The following is a 23,063-nucleotide window of genomic DNA, read 5'->3' on the forward strand; positions in this document are numbered from 1 at the left end:
GTTCCATGATGCCAATTAAGGCAATTATCACAAAAAAGCCTTGCTAGCGCCACAATATTTCATTGAAGAATCTTTGAAAATGCATGAGAAATTCGTCAGAATGCACAGAGAATCCAGTAGGTATAAGGGGTAAAACCCAGCAAAACTGGCCGTTGATGCGGACATTGCTCATCGAATATAAAGGAATAAGTTCTCAGCTGAGAACTTATTCCTTCTATTTAAGCAGCAACATCCCGTGCTGATTCTTGGAGAAATGCGTAGGCGTAATTCGAAAAAGACCGCCAGCATTCAACGCGGAACTCATTCTCCGCAAGTCGCCAAAGAACGATTTCTATCTTTCCGAGAACGGTGCGCGATGCAGCGCCTATCGGAAATGCGCTTAACGAAAGATCTTGCGGGCAGCCGCCATTGACCACTGCGTCCGCACCTTTTCCCGAAACATTGATTCCAACATTACGGTGCGAAATATCAACGGCCGAATGCAAAACCTTTGCTTTACGAAGATCCTCGGCCACGCTGCTTTCAATACCGTCAATAATCAACCATTCATCAGGGCCGATCCATAGAGCTGATCTTGCTCCATTGGACGCAGTTGATTTTGGTTTTGTTGGCAATGTCAGGTCAAGCGCTTTGGAAAGAGCGGGAATGGCATCTTCTCTGGCGCGAAGCGATATACGTGTCGCATTCTCAGCCAGTGTTACCGACACTGATAAAATACCGGAATGACCTGCTTGCAGCGGGTGCAAACGTGTTGCGCGGGAAACCTCAACCATTGAGCCGCTCTCCTTTTTCATCGAAGAAGACCATGCCGGTTACTTCAACCTCAATCACCCCATTTGGCATAGGCACGTATAGTCTTTCGCCAAGGCGCTTTGTGCCGTCGATCACCAGTGCCAGAGCAATGGAACGGCCGCAATTTTCCGACCAGTAGGAAGACGTGACGTGACCGATCATTGTCATGGGAACCGGCTGATTGGGGTTGGCGACAATCTGTGCGCCCTCCTCCAGCACGACTTTCGGATCAACCGTTTTCAGTCCAACGAGTTGCTTACGCCCATCGGAAACAAGATCGCGGCGCAGAAGACCCCGAATACCGACATAATCAGTCTTGTTTTTGCCAATGGCCCATGTCAGCCCAGCATCCTGCGGCGTGACAGTTCCGTCAGTATCCTGACCAACAATGATGTAACCCTTTTCGGCGCGAAGAACGTGCATTGTCTCTGTGCCATATGGGGTCAATCCATGAGGCTTGCCCTGTTCGTAGACCGCCTCCCATACAGCCTTGCCGTAATCAGCTGGCACGTTGATTTCATAGCCGGCCTCGCCCGTGAACGACATACGGAACAGGCGTGTTGGAACACCGCAAATCTTGCCCTCCCGCACACTCATATGCGGCATGGCCTCGTTTGAAAGATCGATGCCTTCAACCAGCGGGGCTATGATTTCCCGTGCTTTAGGACCTTGGACAGCGATCACGGCCCATTGCTCTGTTGTCGAGGTCAGCCACACATTCAGGTGTGGGAACTCGGTCTGGAGATAGTCTTCCATATGATGCATGACACGTGGGGCTCCGCCCGTGGTCGTCGTCACATGGAAACGATCTTCTGCCAGACGACCAACGACGCCATCATCATAGATGAAGCCGTCTTCTCGCAGCATGATACCGTAGCGGCAGCGTCCGACACCGAGCTTTTCCCAAGGATTGGTATAAAGCAGTTCAAGGAACTTCGCCGAGTCGGGTCCAACGACTTCAATTTTGCCAAGTGTCGATGCATCGAAAATGCCAGCATGATTACGGACAGCAACGCATTCGCGATTGACTGCCGCGTGCATGTCCTCGCCGGCTTGAGGATAATACCAGGCGCGTTTCCACTGGCCCACATCTTCAAAGGGCGCTCCCTGCGCCTCATGCCAGGCATGCATCGGTGTGCGCCGGGTAGGATCGAACAGATCATGACGGGCATGATTGACTATTGCGCCGAAAGTTACGGGCGTGAACGGCGCACGGAAGGTGGTAAGACCAACCGCAGGAATAGGTTTATCCAAGGCCTCGGCTGCAATCGCCAAGCCATGCAGATTGGAAGTCTTCCCTTGGTCCGTTGCCATACCATTGGTGGTAAATCGTTTGATGTGCTCAATTGAGTGCATACCTTCCCGCACAGCCAGTCGCACATCTTTGGCAGTCACATCGTTCTGGAAATCAACGAAGGCCTTAACAGTCGTGTTTGCACCGGCACCGGGTGCTGAACCAATCATTCCAGAAATCCAGTTCGTGCCGCCGGTCGCAGCAAGTGCGCCCGTCTGTCCGCCACCAGCAACAAGAGCTTCGTCTATAGCTGACTGCAAATTATCTGTGCCGTTGCAAGCACCGATGGAGATACAATCTTGAGCATAAGTTCCCGGCAGGAAGCGCTCATTGGCGGCATCCCACGCAACCTTGCCACGCGATTGCGAGAAGAGGTGAACTGACGGCGTCCAGCCTGCCGACATTATCAAGGCATCGACGACAATCTTTCGCTCGTTTCCACCATTGTTAGGTTTGATCGATATGGACGAAACACGGCGCTTGCCACCCGCGCTATAAACCGCATGGCCAGTCAGAATATCAATACCAAGCGAACGCGCTTCCTCAATGACGGCTGACGAAGGGCTATCACGCGTATCGACAATGACCGGCACATCAACACCAGCGCGCTTCAGATCAATTGCAGCAGCATACGCAGAATCATTGGCAGTATAGACGCCAACCTTGCGGCCAACAGCAACGCCGTATTGATTGAGGAACAAACGCGCTGCCGACGCCAACATGATGCCGGGACGGTCATTATTGGCAAACACCATATGCCGCTCGATAGCGCCGGTCGCCAAGACCACCTTCTTTGCCCGAACTTGCCACAAGCGTTCACGGGGCATTTCCGCCGCCGGACGGCTCAAATGATCGCTGATCCGCTCAACCAGGCTCACGAAGTTCTGCGCGTAATAACCAAAGGCTGTGGTACGTGTCAGCACACGCACATTCGCCATGCCGCGCAATTTGGCATAAGTGGCAACAGCCCAATCATAACCTGAAAGACCGTCGATTTTTACATCGGTTTCATAGCGTAGCGCACCACCAACTTCCGACTGCTCGTCGCACAATATGACTTGTGCCCCGGTCGAAGCTGCACTCAGAGCAGCCGCCAAGCCCGCGGCACCAGCGCCAACAACCAGCACATCACAATGAGCAAAGCGATTTGAATAACGATCTGTATCCGGTTCGCCCGGAACGACACCAAGTCCAGCCGCTGCGCGGATTTTGGGCTCGTAAATGCTCTTCCATGCAAATTTCGGCCACATGAAGGTCTTGTAGTAAAACCCTGCTGGCAACATTGGCGAAAAGACATCATTGATCGCGCCGATATCAAAGGTCAGGGATGGCCAGCGGTTTTGTGACTTCGCTTTCAAGCCATCGTAAATTTCCTGGACTGTTGCCCGCACGTTCGGCTGCTTGCGTGACTTGTCGCGTTCGATATCGATCAGAGCATTGGGTTCTTCGCTGCCTGCCGACAGAATACCGCGAGGCCGATGATACTTGAATGAACGGCCTACAAGATGAATGCCATTGGCAATGAGTGCCGAAGCTAATGTATCGCCCTCCAGCCCCGTCAGATTTTGACCGTCAAAGGTAAATCGCACGGTTTTCGCCGGTGTAAGACGCCCGACACCCGCAATTCGATTGCTTCCGGAATGAGTTGAGTGAACCATCGGATCAAAGCTCCGCTTTCTTTGTGCGGGGCGCACGTCTTTTTACCGGCTCGGCGTCTGATGGCACACGGCCAGCGAGAAGCGCTTCCACATCAGGCTTCGGCTCACCGGCCTTGTAGACTGTCAGGAACTTGTCAGACACGGAATCGCGCACGGCATTAAAGAATCTGCCGCAGCCATGAATGTGGCGCCAACGTTCAAACTGCAAACCTTTGGGGTTCTGACGGAAATAAAGGAAGGACGCAAAGTCTTCATCGGACTGTTCTATAATTGATGAATTGCGCACAAGATGCGCTTCACCAGCGTTCCGAAATTCCAGTTCCGGACGCTCTTCTTCGCAATAAGGGCATTTGATGAGAAGCATGGTATTCGTCTCTCTTGAAATCAGTGCGCGACAGCCGCAGCTGCGGCTTCATCGATCAGGCGTCCGGTCGTAAACCGCTCAAGCGTGAACGGCGCATTGATTTTATGCGGCTCATCACGAGCGATGGTATGCGCAAAAACATTGCCGGAACCCGGGGTCGCCTTGAACCCACCCGTTCCCCAACCACAATTCACGTACAGACCCGCAACAGGCGTCTTTGCCAAAATTGGCGAACGATCTGGTGTGACGTCCACAATACCACCCCAAGACCGCAACATTTTCAGTCGCGTTAGAACTGGGAACATTTCGCAGATCGCATCAAGTGTGTGATTGATGATGTGCAAACCACCTGTCTGCGAATAAGACGTATACTGGTCGGTACCCGCACCGATGACCATCTCACCCTTGTCTGACTGCGATATGTAGGCGTGCACTGTATTGGACATGATCACGCAAGGGATCAATGGTTTAACCGGTTCTGATACCAGCGCCTGCAAAGGATAGCTCTCAAGGGGCATCCGTACACCGGCCATATTCATCAGAACAGAGGTATGGCCAGCTGCGACAACACCAACTTTCTTGGCGTTTATCGGGCCTCGATTCGTATCGACACCTAGAACAGCGCCATTCGGAGCACGGCGTATGCCGGTGACCTCACAATTCTGGATAATATGTACGCCACGGTCTGCAGCCGCCCGGGCATAACCCCATGCAACCGCGTCGTGCCGTGCCGTACCGCCACGGCGTTGCAGGGCCGCCCCGATGATAGGATATCGTGCATCCGAGGATAGATTGATGGGCGGGCAGAATTCCTTGACCTGCTCCGGCGTCAGCCATTCATTGTCAATGCCGTTCAGTCGGTTCGCATGGATATGGCGCTTGAATACCTGAACATCGTGAATGTTATGGGCGAGCATCATTACGCCACGCGCAGAGTACATCACATTATAATTGAGGTCTTGGCTCAATCCCTCCCAAAGCTTCACGGCATGCTCGTAAATGCCTGCCGATTCGTCATAGAGGTAATTCGATCGGATAATTGTAGTGTTGCGGCCCGTATTGCCGCCGCCCAGCCAGCCCTTTTCAAGCACAGCTACATTGGTAATACCGTGTTCTTTTGCAAGGTAGTACGCGGTTGCCAACCCATGCCCACCCGCTCCAACAATAATAACGTCATATTCAGACTTTGGTTCAGGCGACGACCATTGCTGGTCCCATCCCTTGTGGGCACGCAAGGCCTCCCGGGCCAGAGCAAACACCGAATATTTCCGCATCATTCGTTCCTAGCAATTGGGCCTTGGCAAAATTGCACCTTAGAGCAATCGATCATTGAGGTGGCGCTTGATTCTGTTCAAATATCGACATCAGTTTTTAAACAGAGAACCATGCTTTTATGCATCAGTATCGTATCCAGCCAGAGCTCTTTTGCCATTTTGCGACGGAGATTGGCGTTACGTGTTACATAATTCAAAATAACAGTCGGGTGATAAATTACAGCAAATACTCAACAGCCTGCGCACTCTGCCATGGACATCGATAAAAGTTTCTGCTAATGGCCACGCTTAGTTTGCGATGGATGACTATCGCGAAGTTTGATTTTTGTTCTCTGCTCCATGCAGGCGCTGAAAATCAGGCTCAACGAAATTCTAAGAGATACAGGATAAACCGTGCAGGTACTCGTACGCGAAAATAATGTTGATCAAGCCCTCCGCGTCCTCAAGAAGAAGATGCAGCGCGAAGGCATGTTCCGCGAAATGAAGATGCATGATCATTACGAAAAGCCATCGATCAAGCGCGCCCGCCAGAAGGCGGAAGCTATCAGCCGCGCTCGTAAATTGGCTCGTAAGCAGGCGCAGCGCGAAGGCCTGTTGCCAATGCCAGTTAAGAAGGTACCGGCCCGCGCTTCTGCGGCTCGTTGATATAAACTATCGACGCCTTGACTCGACAAGGGGTGGAGTGACTTGCGTCACACCGCCCTTTTTTCGTTTATCGGGACGGAACATTTTCGCTTGCAAAGGCTTTGGTTGAACGGGACAATTGGGACATGACATATTCAATGGAAGTGGCTTCATACCGCAAACCTGCATCTATCAACGGATCAACAAGGATAGTTGGCCTCCTGTTGGCATCGGTGATGGCTCTTACCCTCGTCGGCTGCAATACCACTGCAACAGATATGACCGGGATCGATAAAGCCCAAGGCTCAGCAGAGAACATCAGCTCCCTCAACGACGTTATTCGCAATAACCCGAAAGATCCGGAAGCCTATAATGTGCGCGGTTCAGCTTTCGGACGTGCAGGCCGCAGCAACGATGCGATCAAGGATTTCAATACAGCCCTTCAGCTGAACCCGAGCTTCTATCAAGCCTACGCAAACCGGGCACTGGTTTACCGCAATATGGGCAATACCGCACAAGCTGCTGCCGATTACAGCAAAGCCATCCAGATTAACCCGCAATATGATACGGCCTATATTGGCCGCGGAAATCTCTACCGTCAGGCGGGACGTCTTGACGAAGCATTAAACGATTTTCAGCAGGCCATCCAGCTCAACACGACTGATGCTCGCGCTTACCATAATCGTGGTTTGATCTATCAGGCGCGCAACCAGCATAAACAGGCCATCGAGGATTTTTCGACAGCCATATCACTGCAGCCAGATGCGGCTGAGCCTTATAATGGCCGTGGCATCTCCTATGTCGCACTCGGCGATGATGACAATGCATTTGACGATTTCAATACTGCGATCAAGCTCGATGGCGACATTGCAGAAGGCTGGGCAAATCAGGCTCTCATCTATGAGCATCGCGGCGAAAAGGCTCGGGCAGCCAAATCCTATGCAAAGGCTGTGCAACTTGATCCCAACTACAAACCGGCCAAGGATGGCCTGGCCCGGACGCGCGGCGCTTAAGTGCCAGGCCTTAATTAACAAATTTCAACAAAAAAACCCGCCGAGTTGGCGGGTTTTTATTTGTTCAACAGTGCCTGAGCTTAATGATCGAGCGCCTTTACGATGTTCTCGACCATTTTCTTTGCATCGGCAAAGAGCATCATCGTGTTATCGCGGAAGAAAAGTTCGTTCTCTACGCCAGCATAACCGGAACCCATACCGCGCTTGATGAACAGGACTGTGCCGGCCTTGTCTACATCAAGGATAGGCATCCCGAAGATCGGTGACTTCGGATCTGTCTTTGCAGCCGGATTGGTCACATCGTTCGCCCCAATCACAAAGGCTACATCAGCCTGTGCAAATTCAGAGTTAATGTCCTCGAGCTCGAACACTTCATCATAAGGCACGTTTGCTTCGGCCAACAAGACGTTCATATGGCCTGGCATACGCCCCGCAACCGGGTGAATAGCGTATTTGATTTCAACGCCTTCCGCCTTGAGCTTGTCCGCCATTTCACGCAAGGCATGTTGAGCCTGAGCCACAGCCATACCGTAGCCCGGCACAATGATAACCTTGGAAGCATTCTTCATGATGAAGGCCGCATCGTCAGCCGAGCCTTGCTTGACAGGACGCTGCTCAACTTCACCAGTTGCAGCACCGCCTGTTTCACCACCAAAACCGCCAAGAATAACGGAGATGAATGACCGGTTCATGCCCTTACACATAATGTAGGACAGAATTGCACCGGAAGAACCTACCAGCGCACCGGTGATGATCAGTGCAAGATTGCCTAGCGTAAACCCGATACCTGCTGCTGCCCAACCGGAGTAAGAGTTCAGCATCGACACTACGACCGGCATGTCAGCGCCGCCAATCGGCACGATAATCAGACCGCCCAAAATGAGCGACAGGATCACGATCAGCCAAAATACTGCGTGGCTCTCAGTCATAACCAGCGCAATGACAAGAACGACAATGGCAATCAACAAACCTGCATTGATGACATGACGCCCCGGCAACATGATCGGCTTACCCGACATACGGCCATCAAGTTTGAGGAAGGCGATGATCGATCCGGTAAAGGTGATCGCACCAATGGCTACACCGATCGACATTTCAACCAGCGCCTGCGCGTGGATGGACCCGATTTCGCCAATTCCGAATGATTCCGGAGAATAGACCGCCGCTGCTGCAACCATTACAGCCGCAAAACCCACCAAGGAGTGGAAAGCAGCCACAAGCTGCGGCATTGCGGTCATGGCAATGCGCTTGGCTATGTAAGCGCCTACACCACCACCAATGGCCAGGCCCAAGATGATCAGGCCAAGACCACCAAAGCTTGGTTCGGCCAAGGTTAAAGTGGTGACGATTGATATACCCATACCAATCATGCCGTAGAAATTACCCTGACGGCTTGTGGTTGGATGCGACAGTCCGCGCAGCGCCAGAATAAAAAGGACGCCGGAGACGAGATAAAGAAAAGCTGCGAAATTAACGCTCATTGCTCAAATCTCACTTTTCTTTTTTCTTGTACATGGCAAGCATGCGATGGGTGACTAGGAAGCCGCCAAATATATTGACGCTTGCAAGAACGAGCGCGATAAAACCGAAACCCGTTGCCGCACCGCTGGCGGACAGACCGACAGCGAGCAGTGCACCCACCACGATAACCGATGAAATGGCATTGGTGACCGCCATAAGGGGCGTATGCAATGCAGGCGTTACAGACCAGACCACGTAGTAACCAACGAAGATCGACAGAACAAAAATCGCAAGCCGGAAAACGAATGGATCGACCGCGCCACCTGTAATTGCATGGGCAGCGGCTCCTGCCGCATCCGGCATGGTTTCAGCAGCCTGGCGCACCATTTCGGTGGCTTGGTTTAGCGTTTCAAGCGCTTTATCTAACGTTGCATCAGCCATCATGCCTCTCCTTCAGATGTTTTCGGGGCAACAGCTTTGGCTGCGGCTTTTTTCGGTGCTGCGGCCTTCTTCGGGGCTGCCTTTTTGGCAGCTGCCTTCACGGGAGCCTCTTTGACAATCTGCACTTTGGCTGGCGTGGCATTTTTTGCAGATGCGGGTGCTGATGGAGATGCAGCAGTACCCGAAAAATTCGGATGCACCACTTTGCCATCATGGGTAAGCACAGTTGCCTTCACCAGTTCATCATCGAAATTGATCTTGATTGCCTTGGTTTCCTTGTCGACCAGCGTTTCAAGGAAGGCGAAAAGGTTTTTTGCATAAAGCTGTGAAGCTGTGGCAGCAATACGCCCGGCGACATTGAGGTGACCGACGATTTTTACACCATCAACCTCAACGATCTTCCCGGCCTCAGCACCTTCAACGTTGCCGCCACGCTCGACAGCCAGATCAACAATCACAGAACCGGGGCGCATGCGGGAGTACATCTCGCGCGTGACAAGCCGTGGGGCAGGCCTTCCGGGAATAAGCGCGGTTGTGATAATAATATCCTGCTTGGCGATATGTTCTGCAACCAACGCGGCCTGCTTCGCCTGATACTCTTTCGACATTTCCTTGGCATAACCACCGGCAGTTTCTGCTGCCTTGAACTCTTCGTCCTCAACAGCAAGGAACTTGGCACCAAGAGATGCAACCTGCTCTTTAACCGCCGGGCGCACGTCTGTGGCTGTTACCACCGCACCAAGACGGCGAGCCGTAGCAATTGCCTGCAAACCGGCAACGCCAACACCCATGATGAACACTTTTGCCGCAGGAACCGTACCAGCCGCTGTCATCATCATTGGCAGAGCCCGATCATATTCTTCAGCCGCATCAACCACTGCCTGATAACCGGCAAGGTTGGCCTGACTGGACAGAACATCCATGACCTGAGCACGGGTGATGCGTGGCATGAATTCCATGGTAAAGGCTGTTACACCAGCATCAGCAAGTTCCTTCACGGCTGCATCATTGCCATAAGGATCGAGCATCGCGATGACGACCGCGCCCTTTTTGTAGGATTTCAACTCGGTGGAGTTCGGCCGACGCACTTTCAAAACGACATCAGCATTTTTTGCCTCAGCGGCCTTGCCAATTGAAGCACCTGCAGCCTCAAATTCCCGATCAGGAATTCGGGATAAAACGCCCGCGCCGCTTTCAACGATGACTGAAAAACCAAGTCCTATAAGTTTTTTGACCGTTTCCGCAGAGCCGCCAACGCGCGGCTCACTGGCATCAGCCTCTTTCGGTATGAATAGTGTCTGAGCCAAGCTCTCACCCCCTAAGCAAGTTAACTCCATACAGGTTTCAGCAATATTGCCTTTAACCTGTCCGACTTACCGGGCAGTAACCCTCAAGGTGAAAACAGTCAGTTAACTGGTTTGCAGAGGGTATCCACCCGATTTATGCAACGAAACGGTAACAGGCTAAGCCAGAAAAAAGGCAGCCACGCATATAACAATAAACAGAATGGTAGCTGAGAAAAACCCACCGGAGAAAAACCCGAAGGCCATCGCGGCAAGCAATGCCACACAGATAATTACGCCCCATTTCGAAAGAGTGAGAAACAGGTTGTAGGTGTTCTCATGCTGTTGATAGTCCATGGGCGCGCCCAGTTCGGCAGGGGCAGTATCGTGATGTTCAGCCATCTTCAAACCTCTTAGTATCGACGTACTAATGGCAATAGCGAAAACGACGCACCAGCGCAATGCGCAGATGGTCGCTCACTATCTCAATCGATATAAATCTCACCCGGCAGTTACGTATTATCTAGTTGAGAAGATTGGGAAACAGGCCGAGTACGCCAATGATTATCAGATAAAGCGCGACAACGTAGTTCAGGAGGCGTGGTGCGATCAATATCAGGATACCCGCGATGAGAGCAACGAGTGGAGCAATGGCAATTTGTGTAATCATGCTGATAAGGTCCTTTGACTTATATGCGTGCACAGGCAGAGCAGACCAAAATGCATGGTAATGCAAACTTTTTCCCGCGAATTGCCAATTGAATCAGTGGATAGAGTATTTTTCAGGTTGCAGGACATGCATTTGGTGCAGTCCCCTTGTCCGGGTTGACATCGTAAAATGGCCCAACGACAAGTGGCTTTTCGGGCATGACCGATTGATCGGTATCCGATATCATTTTGCGCTCGATCGTCTGTAGGATTGCTCCTTTCGCGTCCATCACGCGCATGCTGACCTTATATTCGCGATTTGCTTTTACACATCGTACTGGTGGGCTCTCCACTGTTATCTTCGTCATGGTTGGCCAGATTTTTTGCTGAACCACAAATGGCTCACCTCCCGCAGGGTTCTCGAAGGTGGTTTCCAAGGTGGAATCATCCGGTAGTGGCCGGACCTTGGAGAGCGTGAGAAGATATGTCGCCTGCGCAATACGATAGTTGAAGACGAAGATTTTTCCTGAAACATTGAGATAATCCCCCTCTCCCGGATCTCGGCACCCCGACAAAACCAATGCGGCGATCAGATTTAACAGCACGAAAGTGATGCGAACTCGATCAGCCATCCATCTTACTCCTGCGATCATAATGCCGCTTTGCTTTTGCGCGGTTTCCACACACGGTCATGTCACACCAGCGCCGACTACGATTCCGGCTTTCGTCGAGATACAGCCAATGACAATTAGGGCATATCTTGATTCTAGATAGCCGCCGGGGGTCGAGCAGGTTTAAAGCAGACAAGACGGCAGCTACGGACAGTGAGAGATCGCGGCGCCGGACAAATGGTGGAAGGGCTAAATTCGCTTCGTGTTGATTATCGGCAATAAGCGCTGAGCCAAGTCGCAAAAAGTCTGACAAATGCTGCGCCTTAAAGCCTTCCTCAGCTACCGCTGTACGGAACAGGCTGTTTATCGCCTCCCGCAATTCGATGAGTTTGGAATGCTCGGATTGCGATTCAGGTGCTTCGAATTGAACATCTCCCCATTCTCCGGAGCGAAAACTTGCAGCCGCAGTTGCGAAGCGCGCTACTTCTACACTGTTCGAAAAGCGATCCTGCACGCGTTCAGGAGCCTGACGAAATATTACAGTATTCGCCAAATCAAGTGCGAGCACACCACCGCTGAACCTATGAGCATTCCAATCAATATACATGTCAAAATTCTAACTGGTAAAATACGTTTTGCAAGTTAGAATAAGATCAAATTGGATGGTTTGTCGATGTCATATTTTCTGCAACTGCTCTTGAACGGCATCCATAATGCGGCGCTTTATGCCCTGCTCGCCTATGGTTACGTCCTCATTCATGGATTAACGCATCGGACCGATTTATCACTTGGCGCTGTCTTTGCTTTTTCAGGCCAGACTTTTATCCTCGCAGCAGCATTCGGTTTCTCGGTTCTCTGGATGACGCTACCGGCAGCATTAGGCTTCGGGATTATCATTGCCGCACTTTACGTGGGAGCTGGAGGCTATCTTGTTTCCAAGCTCATTTACGCTCCGCTTGAAATTGGCAGCCGCAACACTGTCCTCGTGGCTACGCTAGGTTTGAGCATTTTTCTTATGGAATTATCGCGCATCGCTGCAGACACCAGAGATTACTGGTTGCCACCCATGCTCGCATCGCCTGTTCATATTCTTGGACCCGCCGCTGATATCAGCCTCACCCAGCTACAGATTGTGAACATAGGCATCGCACTGGTGGTCGTCCTGCTGGCAGAACTGACAATGAAACATACTTTGGCGGGCCGTATCTGGCGTGCTGTTAGTGACGAGCCTACTGCTTCAGCAATATGCGGCATCAATCCCAAAGCAGTTCAAACGAAGGCCATTCTGGCAGCCTACGCAATCTGCGCGCTCGCCGGATTTCTTGCTGCCCTGTATTACGGCAATGTCAGCTTCAATACGGGCATAATCTTTGGCTTGAAAATACTGTTTATTACGGCAGCGGGAAGCTTTTCCCGGCCGCTCCATGCTGCCTTCGGAGCGGCAATCATCGGCATGGTCGAGTCTTTATGGGGAGGTTATTTTCCCGTACTCTGGCGCGACGCGGCAGTGTTTTCACTGCTCGTTTTCGTACTGGCTACGCGTACGAATGTGGACGAACAGGAACGTGTTTAGCCTTGGAGGCTGTGACCGCCATCAATTGTAATGACAGTACCTGTAATATAGCTGCTGGCATCCGATGCGAGAAGCAAGACAGCCCCATCAATATCCTCGGGGTCGCCAAGGCGACGCATCGGGTTTTTGCCTTTGAGAAAGCCCTTAGCCGGACCATCCATGATGGTTTCATTGAGCTTGGTTGGAAACCAGCCCGGCGCAATGGCGTTGACGCGAATGCCATGCGGCGCCCATTCAAGCGCCAGAGATCGCGTCATTTGCGCTACCGCCGCTTTTGACATCGCGTAACCTGCAGAACCCTTGATCGGTGCATCGGCAAGTATGCTGGACAGATTAATTATTGAGCCGCCAATCTTGTTGGCAATCATGCGTTTCGCAGCCTCTTGTGCGATGAAAAATGCACCCTCGACATTGACTTCAAATATATGCCGCAACTGTTCGCGTGTGGTCGTCAACGCCCGCTCTATGGCTGCAACACCGGCATTATTGAAAACAACGGAAACTGGACCAAACAGCCGCTCAGCCTCATCAAATGCCCGCTCAATATCCGCAGCAATTGTGATATCGGCGATGATATTTACGACATTCGAATGAATCATACTTTCAGGCGTTGGAGTGCGCGAGATCGAGACGACGTTAGCTCCACCTGCAGCCAGGACTTGGATCATCCGCAAACCGAGGCCCGACGAACCGCCTGTCACAGCGATGGTTTTTCCTGCAACCGAAATAGATGTGTCGATATTCATTGATTAAGTACCGCTGAGTATCCCAATTGTGGTGTCTCTGATAGACGGCTCAGCCTGACATGACAACTAAAGAAGCACAACGAAACGCGGCCCCGCCTCTAAGAACCGGGGCCGCAAAGCTAAAACAAAGCCTTTTATAGTTTACCGTTGCGCTGTTGCACCATCATAAACGTATCGAACGTGTACTCGGCAACTTGTGAATACAGGAAATGTTCATTGCGGAATGCTTTGATCGAATCCCATATCTTCTTGAACGGAGCGTTGCTGGCTTCCAGCTCTGCATAAACAGTGTTGGCAGCCACAAAACATGCATTCAGAATTTCAGGGCTGAATGGACGCAGTTGCGCTCCACCGGCAACAAGCCGCTTGATCGCGCCCGGATTGAGATAATCGTATTTCTGCAACATGTTTGCATCCGTCGCCTGCGCAGCCGTGCGGAACAATGATTGGTATGCAGGTGGAAGCGAATCCCACTTCGACTTGTTGACCATGAAGCTGACCGTAGGGCCGCCTTCCCACCAACCTGGGTAGTAGTAGTACGGCGCGACTTTTTGGAAACCGAGCTTCTCGTCGTCGAACGGACCTACCCATTCCGCCGCATCAATGGTGCCCTTTTCCAGAGCAGGATAAATATCACCGCCCGGCAATTGCTGGGGTACTACACCAAGGGTTTCAAGTACCTTTCCGGCAAATCCGCCAACACGCATTTTCAGACCCTTAAGGTCTTCAATGGTCTTGATTTCCTTCCGGAACCAGCCACCCATCTGCACACCCGTATTGCCGCCAGGATAGACCTGCAATCCTTGGGTGTTGAAGAATTCGTTCATCAGATCGATGCCGCCGCCATGATACTGCCAGGCATTCATGCCGCGGGCATTGAGAGCAAATGGCACCGCAGCGCCCAGTGCCCACGTGGGATCCTTACCCCAATAATAATATGCTACCGTATGGCAAAGTTCGACCGTACCGGCTGCAGTGGCATCCGCAGCTTGAAGGCCCGGGACAATTTCACCGGCAGCAAATGGCTGGATGGTGAAATTACCGTCTGTCGCCTCCCGCAAATACTTCGACAGATCAACGGCGCCGCCGTAAATCGTCTCCAGCGATTTCGGGAATGAAGACGCACAGCGCCACGTAATTTTCGGCAATGTTTGCGCAATTGCGGGTGCTGCCAAGGTGGTTGATGCAGCTGCCGCACCCACACCAGCAAAACCCGCCTTCGTCATGAATGAACGACGATCCATTAATTCTCCTCCAAAACTTTGAACCCCAGAACTATTCTTGGCTCAGATCACCAGACATTTCAGCCTTGTTTTCCCGATCCTGCGGTAACCATACACACTCATCAATTCTAGTCCAGCGGACCGAGCCGACATGTTGACCGAATTCTGCTCAACCTCTGTCATTGCCGGTCACGAGTGCCGTATATCAGGGATCGACCATTGGAAATGGCTTCGAACTGAACTACATTCCACTTAAAGACATTTTGGAGTGAAATTATGCGGCAACCTCTCGTCGCCATATCGTCAGACGTCCGGACTTTCGAGAATTACACATGGCATGCAGCGCCCGATCAATATCTGATGGCTGCTTACCAAGCGGCCAATGTTATTCCGTTGATCGTTCCATCATTTGGCGATGGTCTGGATATTGACGCGATTCTTGATGGCGTTGATGGCGTACTGATCACCGGATCAAAGTCCAATGTTCATCCGGCCCTGTACGGAGCACAGCCAACCGAAGCGCATGAGCCTTACGATCCTGCGCGAGACGCAACGTCATTGCCACTTATTCGCCGCGCTATCGAACGAGGCGTTCCACTTCTGGCTATCTGCCGAGGCCTTCAGGAACTGAACGTTGCGCTAGGCGGAACGCTTGCCACAGAGATACAACAGCTTGACGGCCGCATGGATCACCGCGCTCCTGTTTCCGAAAATCAGGCAGAACGATTTGCGATTCGTCATCCTGTGCACATCAAGCCTGGTTCATGTCTGGCAAACGTCATGAATAGTGATTCTATCCAGGTAAACTCGGTCCATCGACAGGCAATCGACTTGCCTTCAACTCAATTGGACATTGAGGCTGTCGCAGACGACGGCACTATCGAAGCTGTTTCTGTAAAAAGCGCTCGTGCCTTTGCAGTTGGCGTGCAATGGCATCCGGAATACTGGGTAAAGACAGATGGCGCATCGCAGCGGATTTTTGCAGCATTTGGCGATGCTGTTCGTGCACACAAGGCAAGTCGGGAACGGCTGCAGGCTGCAGAGTAACCCGCTTCTGTAAAGCGGTCAGCGTTCTCTGGGTTTTGACGTTGACTGCCTTATCCGCAGTTCGGGCTTGATAAGCTCCTGTCGCGCATGCGTATCGGCACCATTCAACTGATCGAGCAAAGCGCGCGCTGCACGCTGACCAACTTCGCGCTGGCCATTCCAGACAGTGGTCAATGCGGGTGTTGCGATGGCCGCCTCCTCAAGATCATCGTAGCCGGTGACCGAAATATCAACCCCAGCAACAAGCCCGGCCCGGGCAATGCCGTTCATCATTCCAATCGCGCATAGATCATTCCAGCATACTGCTGCCGTCGGATGATCCTTCAAAGCAAGAAACTGCGGCGCAGCATCAAAACCTGCCTGCTTTGTGCGTGGACCGGGGATCCGCCATTCGGGTTTGGCATCAAGCCCGGCTTTCTGCATCGCATGAAGATAACCTTCATACCGGTCACGTCCCGTCGATGTCTGATCCGTGCCACCCACCATGGCAATTCGTGTATGCCCTAAGGAAATTAAATGGTTGGTTGCGAGGCCAATGCCATAAGCATCGTCGCCACGGAAAACAGGAACATTTGCGTCCTGTACAGTACGAGCAATCAGAACAACCGGAAGCCCGTTGTCCTCCGCCATCCGAATATCTTCGGCAGGCGTGCCGATAGCTGGTGACATGATAACCCCGTCACCACCAAGTTGAAGGACAGTTTCAATAAATGTCCTTTGCTTTTCAACCTGGTCGTAATGGTTGGACAGAATGAATGTTTGACCGGAGCGGTCCAGTTCACCTTCAATGGCCCGCAAAATTTCAGCAAAAAACGGGTTCATGATGTCGTGGACGACGACGCCAACAATCCCAGAGCGGGAAGTACGCAAACTGGCAGCTCGACGATTATAAATGTAGCCAATAGCTCTCGCATGCTCTTTGATTTTGTCGCGGGTCTGGTCAGCAACGAGCGGGCTGTCTCTCAAGGCAAGTGACACAGTCGCAGTAGACACTTTCAACGCGTCGGCAATTGTCGATAGCTTAATTTTCTGCGCCAAAAGTACTCTCTCCCCGCGATTCCATTCAAAGAACAGAATATCATTCTTGGCGTTATGCCATTGCGGGTCAATAAATCAAAGTTCTTTCCACTTCAAAACTGAAGTAGCGAAGTTGCGGAGTGCTCCGCCGGGTTGGAGCGCCACACCGTGTAAGAAATGTGCGGTAAGTGGAGGCATGATCGTTTGTAGTGTCTATCCGGACAATTGGCTGCGGGGGAAGCCCAAGACAGCACGCTCTTAATCAATCGTCGTCATTGTCGTCATCGTCGTGCTCATCCGAGCCCGTTTGACGTAACAGGTCTGCAGCAGAAAGATTCATCTCAAGACGGGTCAGCATTTTTACAAAGGCTTTGCGTTCTTTTTTATCAAAGCCTTTCATCGCGTCTTTTTCGGTTTTGCGAATAGACTTTTCTATCGACTTGATGGCCTCGTTTCCTGTGTCTGTCAGGAAAATATGCGCCTGTCGCTGGTCGGTAGATGACCCCTCTTTTTTTACAAACCCTTGGGTCTGCAGACGGGAAATGGTCTTTGTAATCGTGGGGGGGCGAACACCAAGTCTCTTGGCAAGGACGCTGGGAGACAGACCATCCTCGTGCGCAAGCTGAAGCATAACGGCATCTTGTCCGGCATAAAATCCATGGCCAAGCAGCCTTATTGCCAGAGCGGTACGCGTTAATCTTGCAGTCGACTGCAAGCGATGAAGAATAAGAGGCTTGCGATCCTTGACCATTCCAATTCCTCTTTCATGTATGAAGCGTTCGTTATAGTGAGACGGCTAGCACAATTGCGTCAAAACTCATTATCAGACAAATGTTACATCAGGATAATGTAAAGTCCCCATGAGGTTTAACCTGTTTTCAGGCAGTTGCTACGTTCAAAATACTGCCTGTGTGCCGCGTTACAATTCTTATATGACAAACTGATGAAATTTGCCGACGAATAGCTCTCCGCGCGAAAATAAGGGCTGTAAATTCATGGCGCTGAAGCATAGTTTCAGGGCTGCAGACATGCTTTCTCAAAACGATGATACAAAGTAAAAAAGAAATGCTGACCCCATCGCCCGCCACAATCGCATTATTGCCGCTCGGCGCACACGAACAGCACGGGCCGCACCTGCCGTTCGAAACGGATACGCTGATTGTTAAGGGATTGGTCAGCCGGCTCCGACCTTTACTGCCATCCGCACTCGAAGTTTTATTCCTTCCCGTTGAACCTGTCGGCTATTCAATCGAACATTTGGACGTCGACGGCACCAAATCATTGCAATTTGACGAAGCCGTAAACCGATGGATCGAAATCGGCAAAACGCTTGTTCAACAGGGAATATCCAAACTGATCATGCTCAACGCTCATGGCGGCAACTCGCCTCTCATGACCATTGTCGCGACGGAATTGCGTGTTCGTTTCAATATGCTCGCGGTTGCAACCAGTTGGACACGTTTTGGATTGCCAGCCGGGATGATATCTCCTGAGGACAAAGCCATCGATATACATGGCGGCTTTATCGAGACCTCCGTAATGCTGGCTCTGTATCCTGAACTTGTTCACATGGAAAAATCTCAAAACTTTGCATCCAATCAAAGCCGATTTGCTGCCGACTACAAACATCTGCGCGCTTACGGCCCACATGCGTTTGGTTGGAAAATGTCGGATTTGAACAAACTGGGAGTGGCCGGCAATGCCTCATTAGCCAGTGCGCAAGCCGGCGAAGAAATAATTGCACATAGCTTGAAAGGCATTATCGAGTTGATTGAGGACGTGGCAAAGTTTGATAGCTCTTTGCTCAAAAGTTAAAGTTTTATGTTCAATCGAATTGACGCACTCTTTCCCTTATTTGAGCGCCACAGATATGGCAAAGCGTAACTTAATAACCTATATCGTGGGTCTATCCATTATAAGAGGCACACCATGAGTGAAGCTCCCGCCATTTCTGCGCCCGTCGACGCCAACAAGGTCACCCAGATACCGGTTACAGTTTTGACTGGATATCTTGGCGCAGGCAAAACAACATTGCTCAACCGTATTTTGAGCGAAAACCATGGCAAGCGCTATGCGGTGATCGTCAATGAGTTCGGCGAGATTGGTATCGACAACGACCTGATTGTTGAATCCGACGAAGAAATCTACGAAATGAACAATGGCTGCATCTGTTGCACTGTTCGCGGCGATCTGATCCGCGTGGTCGAAGGGCTTATGCGTCGCCCTGGCAGATTCGACGCGATTATTGTCGAGACAACGGGCTTGGCTGATCCCGTTCCGGTAGCCCAGACTTTTTTCATGGATGATGATGTGCGCAAGAAAACAGCTCTCGATGCTGTGGTTGCCTTGGTTGATGCAAAACATCTGCCGTTGCGTCTGAAAGACAGTCGTGAAGCCGAAGACCAGATAGCATTTGCTGATGTGGTTCTGCTGAATAAAACTGACTTGGTGAGCCCGGACGAATTAGCCGCCGTGGAAGCCACAATACGTACCATTAATCCACACGCTGTGGTGCATCGCACTGAACGCGCGGACGTAGACCTCGCAAAAGTTTTGGATCGGGGTGCTTTTGACCTGCAACGCGCCTTGGAGAGTGACCCGCATTTTCTGGATCACGATCATCCGGATCATGCCTGTGGTCCAGATTGCGACCATAATCATGTGCACGATCACGAACACCATCATCACGACCATGATCACAGTCACCACGACCATCATGGCCACGATCACGCTTCGCCAATTCACGATGTTACCGTGGAGTCAGTTTCTTTGCGTACAGGCGAATTGAATGCGGACAAATTCTTTCCATGGATACAGAAGGTTACGCAGGAACAAGGGCCTAATATTCTTCGGCTCAAAGGCATCCTCGCGTTCAAAGATGACCATCAGCGCTATGTCATCCAAGGTGTTCACATGATTATCGAGGGTGATCATCAGCGTGATTGGAAAGAAAATGAAAAACGTGACAGCCGCCTCGTTTTCATTGGTCGTGAACTGGATCAAGCAGCATTGAAAGCCGGTCTCGAAAGCTGCCTTGCCTGATGCCAACCATTGCCCCACTGGATTTGGCCGGTCATTGCATCGATGCGCGGTTCATTCAAGAAATTCCATTCTTTGCTTTGGCAGATGGAACCATACATCGCCTCGACAACGGCCATAAAACTGTCGAAGCCCATGACGGACTTTTGTGCGCAATTCCTTCTTACGATGGTAAGTCATTGCTTACGGGTGGAGAGGATGGCAGAATCTGTTCTACGGGACTCAACGGTGTACCGCAAGAGTTGGCCAATCTGCCCCGTAAGTGGATGACTGCTCTTGCAGCAGCACCTAGTGGAGCCATAGCTTTTGCTTCGGGTAGATCTGCATGGGTTCGATCTGCAGATGGTTCACTCCGGGAGCTAGCCCATGAGCGCAGTGTCGAAGGTTTGGCCTTTGCTCCAAAGGGCTTGCGTCTGGCTGTTGCACGCTACAATGGCGTGAGCTTGCACTGGCCAGCAACCAACAGCTTACCCACCGAACTTGAGTGGAAAGGCGCGCACGTGATGGCAATGTTTTCGCCGGATAACCGCTTTCTGGTTACATCCATGCAGGAGAATGCACTGCATGGATGGCGTCTTGATGATAATCGTCACATGCGTATGACAGGCTATCCCAACAAGGTGAAAAGCTGGTCATGGAGTCCTAAAGGTAAGTGGCTTGCCACAGCTGGCGCGCCAGCAGCCATTGTATGGCCCTTCTCAGGTAAAGACGGCCCCATGGGTAAAGGTCCGTTGGAACTCGGCACGCGTGGCGACAGTGCAGTAACGTCAGTCTCCTGCCACCCCATCGAGGACATAGTAGCGATTGGGTATTCTGACGGCATGATTCTTGTCGGTCGCTTCGGCGACCAAAAGGAAGTTCTTCTGCGCCGACAAGGCAAAGGGCCAATTTCATCTATGAGTTGGGATCGGACCGGACATCGGCTTGTGTTTGGAAGCGAGGCGGGAGACTGCGGCGTAATAGACATTACCGTATAGGCTTGGCGACTACGCCAACACAAAGAGCGAATTGACTTGTTCCCTTTATGTTCTATAAATGAACAATGCAATATGTTCTCGATTTTGGAACCCCGAGCCCGCTCGTTGTTATCCATGATCGCTTAAAAGCGCATTATGGCATTCCTTCACTTGGGCCGCGATTCACACCTGTCAGCATGCTGGTGATGGCAATGCTGGGAAGCCGTACCTACGACAATGTCTCGTTACAGGCGTTCCAGAATCTCCGTGCTGCATTTGGCAGTTGGGAAGCAGTGGCTAACGCTTCACCCGAGCGTATTAACGACTGCATTTATAAGATCACTTTCTCTCAAACTTATTGTGTATTCATTCCGGAAGCGTTGAGCACGATTATTAAACGCTATGGCAGCCTGAATCTCGATACTCTGTCCGGCATGACCGTGGAACAAGCGTTGCACTTCTTGCAACAGCTTCGCGGTGTAGGTCCCAAGATCAGTGCTTGCGTTCTAAATTTCAGCACGCTTCATATGCGAGCATTGGTAGTAGACACACATTATCTCCGTTTTGCCGCTCGATTTCAGTTGATAAAAAGCCAAAAAAACTACGTTAAAAACATACGAGTGATACAGCGGCTTGTTCCAAATTCTTGGTTAGCTTCGGATACAGAAGAACATCACGTGCTGGTTAAACAATTGGCGCAAGAATTTTGCGTAGCAGGAACACCACGCTGCGCTCGATGCCCTTTATCCGATCTCTGCAACTACGCCACTAGAATAGGTGCCTAGCCTCAATCTTTTACGTTCATTAGTTCGATTAGTCGTACCTTTTTGCATTCCGGTTGGACTTGATTTTGCGTTTGTTAAGTTGAAAATCTTGGTGTTTGTGATTGGCTTTTGGTTGGGGCTGCTTGTCAGTTTGGTAAGTGTCGGATGTGGTGCGTTGTTGTTTTGCCGGGATGGTTTTGCAGCACAATATGGACCGATATAGTTATCCAATGGCGGGAGCTTAAAGCTTGGCGCTGTGTGTTGTCATGTGAATATTCTGAATGTTTGTCTTGAACTGCTTGCGTCGTTTGGGAGCTACACATCAAGGGGCAGGTTAGCGATTTCGGGAGATGCGTTGTGGGGCTCTGTGTCCTAGCTGGCTTATTTTCACCTGGTATCATTGATTGCTCACTAAAGCTCTGCTCTGGCTAGGGGCAACAACTGGACGAGCCGGACTGATAGCCGGACGGCGCACTGGTCATTTCATGTCGGTTTCGCTGCTTGACAGCCAGGTTGCGGCACTCGATACGCCAACGGGTGAACCACTGGTCTTTCGTCAAGATGTGGTAAGCGGTATTGATCAGATTGCACAAGCCAGTGTGGATTGGTTACGCAAGACGCTGCCCTAATTGGAGGATATAGCTGCCGGCTTGTCAGGCATCCGCTTTGTTGCGCTGCTTTCGCGTTTGCCGCGTGGATACTTGGTATCGGGCTTGTTGGCTATCCTTTGGCATTAAATAATTTCGATGTATATCCAATGGGGCCCAAGACGTGTCTGAGGCGGTAACTTGCGCTGACGGTCCTGTTTCAGGGCCGCCTTTACGAAAGCCTGCTCACCGGTTTCACCTTCCAAACTGCGGTTGTTCTTATCAACGCACGCGCCATTATCGGGTGAGGCAGCCTATCGATTGAGGGCTTAGCCAATCCATCCCCCCTAATTTGCACTTATCCCTTTAGAGCTGTGATTCCTGGCCGGTTCGGCAAAGTTTGATTGCTCCTAGCTTGCTTATTTTCACCGGGTATCATTGATTATTCCGTGAAGCTCTTCTCTTGCGGGGGTAAGCGGGGCTTCGGCAGGCCTGATTGTCGCACAAGATAAACGGCTACTTTTGAGGCTGTTTATGTAGTGTTGTTTTGTTGGTTGTGCGGTGACAGGATTTGAACCTGTGACCTTTGAGGTTATGTTGCGCTTGCGAACGAGGAGCTACCATCACCAGGAAAGCGAAGCTTTTCGC

Annotated in this window: 24 protein-coding genes; 9 read left to right on the forward strand and 15 right to left on the reverse strand. The window is 51.3% G+C overall.

Annotation, left to right across the window (positions count from 1 at the left end):
* Positions 1–218: 218 nt before the first annotated feature.
* From PMI41_RS11085 to PMI41_RS11100, 4 genes are read right to left on the reverse strand one after another with little or no spacing between them, the layout of a single operon-like run.
* Positions 219–773, reverse strand: coding sequence for a sarcosine oxidase subunit gamma (locus PMI41_RS11085; RefSeq protein ID WP_008124725.1), 555 nt, complete (start codon positions 771–773; stop codon positions 219–221).
* Positions 766–3,744 carry a sarcosine oxidase subunit alpha gene (locus tag PMI41_RS11090; RefSeq protein ID WP_008124728.1) on the reverse strand — a complete coding sequence of 993 codons (2,979 nt, stop codon included), beginning with the start codon at positions 3,742–3,744 and terminating at the stop codon, positions 766–768. Before PMI41_RS11090 ends, PMI41_RS11085 begins: the two co-directional genes overlap by 8 nt.
* Before the next feature lie 4 nt (positions 3,745–3,748).
* On the reverse strand, positions 3,749–4,108 hold the full coding sequence (locus tag PMI41_RS11095) for a sarcosine oxidase subunit delta (protein ID WP_008124730.1): 360 nt from the start codon (positions 4,106–4,108) through the stop codon (positions 3,749–3,751).
* A gap of 20 nt (positions 4,109–4,128) precedes the next feature.
* Positions 4,129–5,382: a sarcosine oxidase subunit beta gene (locus PMI41_RS11100; RefSeq protein WP_008124732.1), complete on the reverse strand. Its 1,254-nt coding sequence runs from the start codon at positions 5,380–5,382 to the stop codon at positions 4,129–4,131.
* A 393-nt stretch (positions 5,383–5,775) separates the two neighbouring features.
* Here PMI41_RS11100 and rpsU point away from each other — a divergent pair, with 393 nt between their 5' ends.
* Positions 5,776–6,027: a 30S ribosomal protein S21 gene (rpsU, locus tag PMI41_RS11105; RefSeq protein ID WP_008124734.1), complete on the forward strand. Its 252-nt coding sequence runs from the start codon at positions 5,776–5,778 to the stop codon at positions 6,025–6,027.
* 137 nt (positions 6,028–6,164) lie between these two features.
* Complete coding sequence (locus PMI41_RS11110; protein ID WP_052025883.1) at positions 6,165–7,019, forward strand: tetratricopeptide repeat protein; 855 nt, start codon at positions 6,165–6,167, stop codon at positions 7,017–7,019.
* A gap of 80 nt (positions 7,020–7,099) precedes the next feature.
* Here the strand turns inward: PMI41_RS11110 and PMI41_RS11115 are convergent, their stop codons facing one another.
* The 7 genes from PMI41_RS11115 to PMI41_RS11145 form a co-directional block, all read right to left on the reverse strand.
* Positions 7,100–8,500: an NAD(P)(+) transhydrogenase (Re/Si-specific) subunit beta gene (locus PMI41_RS11115; RefSeq protein WP_008124739.1), complete on the reverse strand. Its 1,401-nt coding sequence runs from the start codon at positions 8,498–8,500 to the stop codon at positions 7,100–7,102.
* 10 nt (positions 8,501–8,510) lie between these two features.
* Positions 8,511–8,921 (reverse strand): NAD(P) transhydrogenase subunit alpha, encoded by a 411-nt coding sequence (locus PMI41_RS11120; protein WP_008124740.1) that lies wholly within the window; start codon positions 8,919–8,921, stop codon positions 8,511–8,513.
* Positions 8,921–10,228 carry a Re/Si-specific NAD(P)(+) transhydrogenase subunit alpha gene (locus PMI41_RS11125; RefSeq protein WP_040854262.1) on the reverse strand — a complete coding sequence of 436 codons (1,308 nt, stop codon included), beginning with the start codon at positions 10,226–10,228 and terminating at the stop codon, positions 8,921–8,923. The genes PMI41_RS11120 and PMI41_RS11125 overlap by 1 nt, the downstream gene beginning before the upstream one ends.
* Before the next feature lie 156 nt (positions 10,229–10,384).
* Positions 10,385–10,606 (reverse strand): aa3-type cytochrome c oxidase subunit IV, encoded by a 222-nt coding sequence (locus PMI41_RS11130; RefSeq protein WP_008124742.1) that lies wholly within the window; start codon positions 10,604–10,606, stop codon positions 10,385–10,387.
* 121 nt (positions 10,607–10,727) lie between these two features.
* Positions 10,728–10,874: a DUF3096 domain-containing protein gene (locus PMI41_RS11135; RefSeq protein WP_008124743.1), complete on the reverse strand. Its 147-nt coding sequence runs from the start codon at positions 10,872–10,874 to the stop codon at positions 10,728–10,730.
* A gap of 112 nt (positions 10,875–10,986) precedes the next feature.
* The gene (locus PMI41_RS11140) at positions 10,987–11,484 is read right to left on the reverse strand and encodes a hypothetical protein (RefSeq protein ID WP_008124744.1); all 498 of its coding nucleotides are present in this window, start codon (positions 11,482–11,484) and stop codon (positions 10,987–10,989) included.
* On the reverse strand, positions 11,477–12,070 hold the full coding sequence (locus PMI41_RS11145) for a CGNR zinc finger domain-containing protein (RefSeq protein ID WP_008124745.1): 594 nt from the start codon (positions 12,068–12,070) through the stop codon (positions 11,477–11,479). The genes PMI41_RS11140 and PMI41_RS11145 overlap by 8 nt, the downstream gene beginning before the upstream one ends.
* Positions 12,071–12,136: 66 nt before the next feature.
* Between PMI41_RS11145 and PMI41_RS11150 the strand changes: the two genes are divergently transcribed.
* The gene (locus PMI41_RS11150) at positions 12,137–13,036 is read left to right on the forward strand and encodes a branched-chain amino acid ABC transporter permease (protein ID WP_008124746.1); all 900 of its coding nucleotides are present in this window, start codon (positions 12,137–12,139) and stop codon (positions 13,034–13,036) included.
* Here PMI41_RS11150 and PMI41_RS11155 read toward each other — a convergent pair.
* Together PMI41_RS11155 and PMI41_RS11160 are read right to left on the reverse strand one after the other, a co-directional pair.
* Entirely contained in the window at positions 13,033–13,782 is a 750-nt protein-coding gene (locus PMI41_RS11155; protein WP_008124747.1) for an SDR family oxidoreductase, read from the reverse strand. The genes PMI41_RS11150 and PMI41_RS11155 overlap by 4 nt on opposite strands.
* Before the next feature lie 134 nt (positions 13,783–13,916).
* The gene (locus PMI41_RS11160; protein ID WP_008124748.1) at positions 13,917–15,026 is read right to left on the reverse strand and encodes a TRAP transporter substrate-binding protein; all 1,110 of its coding nucleotides are present in this window, start codon (positions 15,024–15,026) and stop codon (positions 13,917–13,919) included.
* A gap of 255 nt (positions 15,027–15,281) precedes the next feature.
* Here PMI41_RS11160 and PMI41_RS11165 point away from each other — a divergent pair, with 255 nt between their 5' ends.
* The gene (locus tag PMI41_RS11165) at positions 15,282–16,052 is read left to right on the forward strand and encodes a gamma-glutamyl-gamma-aminobutyrate hydrolase family protein (protein WP_008124749.1); all 771 of its coding nucleotides are present in this window, start codon (positions 15,282–15,284) and stop codon (positions 16,050–16,052) included.
* Positions 16,053–16,070: 18 nt separating this feature from the next.
* On the opposite strand, the gene PMI41_RS11170 is transcribed toward PMI41_RS11165, so the two are convergent.
* Both PMI41_RS11170 and PMI41_RS11175 read right to left on the reverse strand, forming a co-directional pair.
* Positions 16,071–17,090 (reverse strand): LacI family DNA-binding transcriptional regulator, encoded by a 1,020-nt coding sequence (locus PMI41_RS11170; RefSeq protein ID WP_008124750.1) that lies wholly within the window; start codon positions 17,088–17,090, stop codon positions 16,071–16,073.
* Between the two features lie 241 nt (positions 17,091–17,331).
* A complete protein-coding gene (locus tag PMI41_RS11175; protein ID WP_008124751.1) occupies positions 17,332–17,820 on the reverse strand; it encodes a MarR family transcriptional regulator in 489 nt (162 codons plus the stop codon).
* A 314-nt stretch (positions 17,821–18,134) separates the two neighbouring features.
* On the opposite strand from PMI41_RS11175, the gene PMI41_RS11180 reads away from it, so the two are divergent.
* From PMI41_RS11180 to PMI41_RS25040, 5 genes are all read left to right on the forward strand, one after another.
* Positions 18,135–18,884: a creatininase family protein gene (locus tag PMI41_RS11180; protein WP_244423923.1), complete on the forward strand. Its 750-nt coding sequence runs from the start codon at positions 18,135–18,137 to the stop codon at positions 18,882–18,884.
* Between the two features lie 114 nt (positions 18,885–18,998).
* Entirely contained in the window at positions 18,999–20,111 is a 1,113-nt protein-coding gene (locus tag PMI41_RS11185) for a GTP-binding protein (RefSeq protein ID WP_008124753.1), read from the forward strand.
* Positions 20,111–21,085: a WD40 repeat domain-containing protein gene (locus tag PMI41_RS11190; protein WP_008124755.1), complete on the forward strand. Its 975-nt coding sequence runs from the start codon at positions 20,111–20,113 to the stop codon at positions 21,083–21,085. Before PMI41_RS11185 ends, PMI41_RS11190 begins: the two co-directional genes overlap by 1 nt.
* 65 nt (positions 21,086–21,150) lie before the next feature.
* Complete coding sequence (locus tag PMI41_RS11195) at positions 21,151–21,849, forward strand: endoIII-related endonuclease (protein ID WP_008124757.1); 699 nt, start codon at positions 21,151–21,153, stop codon at positions 21,847–21,849.
* Between the two features lie 383 nt (positions 21,850–22,232).
* Complete coding sequence (locus PMI41_RS25040) at positions 22,233–22,457, forward strand: hypothetical protein (RefSeq protein WP_157179354.1); 225 nt, start codon at positions 22,233–22,235, stop codon at positions 22,455–22,457.
* The last annotated feature ends 606 nt before the right edge of the window (positions 22,458–23,063 follow it).

Source organism: Phyllobacterium sp. YR531, assembly GCF_000282595.1.
Taxonomy (GTDB): Bacteria; Pseudomonadota; Alphaproteobacteria; order Rhizobiales; family Rhizobiaceae; genus Phyllobacterium.

Coding starts and splice junctions, on each gene's coding strand:
- PMI41_RS11090 (WP_008124728.1), bottom strand. CDS start 3,744: ATGGTTCACTCAACTCATTCCGGAAGCAATCGAATTGCGGGTGTCGGG.
- PMI41_RS11135 (WP_008124743.1), bottom strand. CDS start 10,874: ATGATTACACAAATTGCCATTGCTCCACTCGTTGCTCTCATCGCGGGT.
- PMI41_RS11155 (WP_008124747.1), bottom strand. CDS start 13,782: ATGAATATCGACACATCTATTTCGGTTGCAGGAAAAACCATCGCTGTG.
- PMI41_RS11195 (WP_008124757.1), top strand. CDS start 21,151: ATGCAATATGTTCTCGATTTTGGAACCCCGAGCCCGCTCGTTGTTATC.
- PMI41_RS11190 (WP_008124755.1), top strand. CDS start 20,111: ATGCCAACCATTGCCCCACTGGATTTGGCCGGTCATTGCATCGATGCG.
- PMI41_RS11180 (WP_244423923.1), top strand. CDS start 18,135: ATGCTGACCCCATCGCCCGCCACAATCGCATTATTGCCGCTCGGCGCA.
- PMI41_RS11100 (WP_008124732.1), bottom strand. CDS start 5,382: ATGCGGAAATATTCGGTGTTTGCTCTGGCCCGGGAGGCCTTGCGTGCC.
- PMI41_RS11165 (WP_008124749.1), top strand. CDS start 15,282: ATGCGGCAACCTCTCGTCGCCATATCGTCAGACGTCCGGACTTTCGAG.
- PMI41_RS11160 (WP_008124748.1), bottom strand. CDS start 15,026: ATGGATCGTCGTTCATTCATGACGAAGGCGGGTTTTGCTGGTGTGGGT.
- PMI41_RS11085 (WP_008124725.1), bottom strand. CDS start 773: ATGGTTGAGGTTTCCCGCGCAACACGTTTGCACCCGCTGCAAGCAGGT.
- PMI41_RS11145 (WP_008124745.1), bottom strand. CDS start 12,070: ATGTATATTGATTGGAATGCTCATAGGTTCAGCGGTGGTGTGCTCGCA.
- PMI41_RS11130 (WP_008124742.1), bottom strand. CDS start 10,606: ATGGCTGAACATCACGATACTGCCCCTGCCGAACTGGGCGCGCCCATG.
- PMI41_RS11150 (WP_008124746.1), top strand. CDS start 12,137: ATGTCATATTTTCTGCAACTGCTCTTGAACGGCATCCATAATGCGGCG.
- PMI41_RS11115 (WP_008124739.1), bottom strand. CDS start 8,500: ATGAGCGTTAATTTCGCAGCTTTTCTTTATCTCGTCTCCGGCGTCCTT.
- PMI41_RS11110 (WP_052025883.1), top strand. CDS start 6,165: ATGGAAGTGGCTTCATACCGCAAACCTGCATCTATCAACGGATCAACA.
- PMI41_RS11185 (WP_008124753.1), top strand. CDS start 18,999: ATGAGTGAAGCTCCCGCCATTTCTGCGCCCGTCGACGCCAACAAGGTC.
- PMI41_RS11095 (WP_008124730.1), bottom strand. CDS start 4,108: ATGCTTCTCATCAAATGCCCTTATTGCGAAGAAGAGCGTCCGGAACTG.
- PMI41_RS11175 (WP_008124751.1), bottom strand. CDS start 17,820: ATGGTCAAGGATCGCAAGCCTCTTATTCTTCATCGCTTGCAGTCGACT.
- PMI41_RS11140 (WP_008124744.1), bottom strand. CDS start 11,484: ATGGCTGATCGAGTTCGCATCACTTTCGTGCTGTTAAATCTGATCGCC.
- PMI41_RS11120 (WP_008124740.1), bottom strand. CDS start 8,921: ATGGCTGATGCAACGTTAGATAAAGCGCTTGAAACGCTAAACCAAGCC.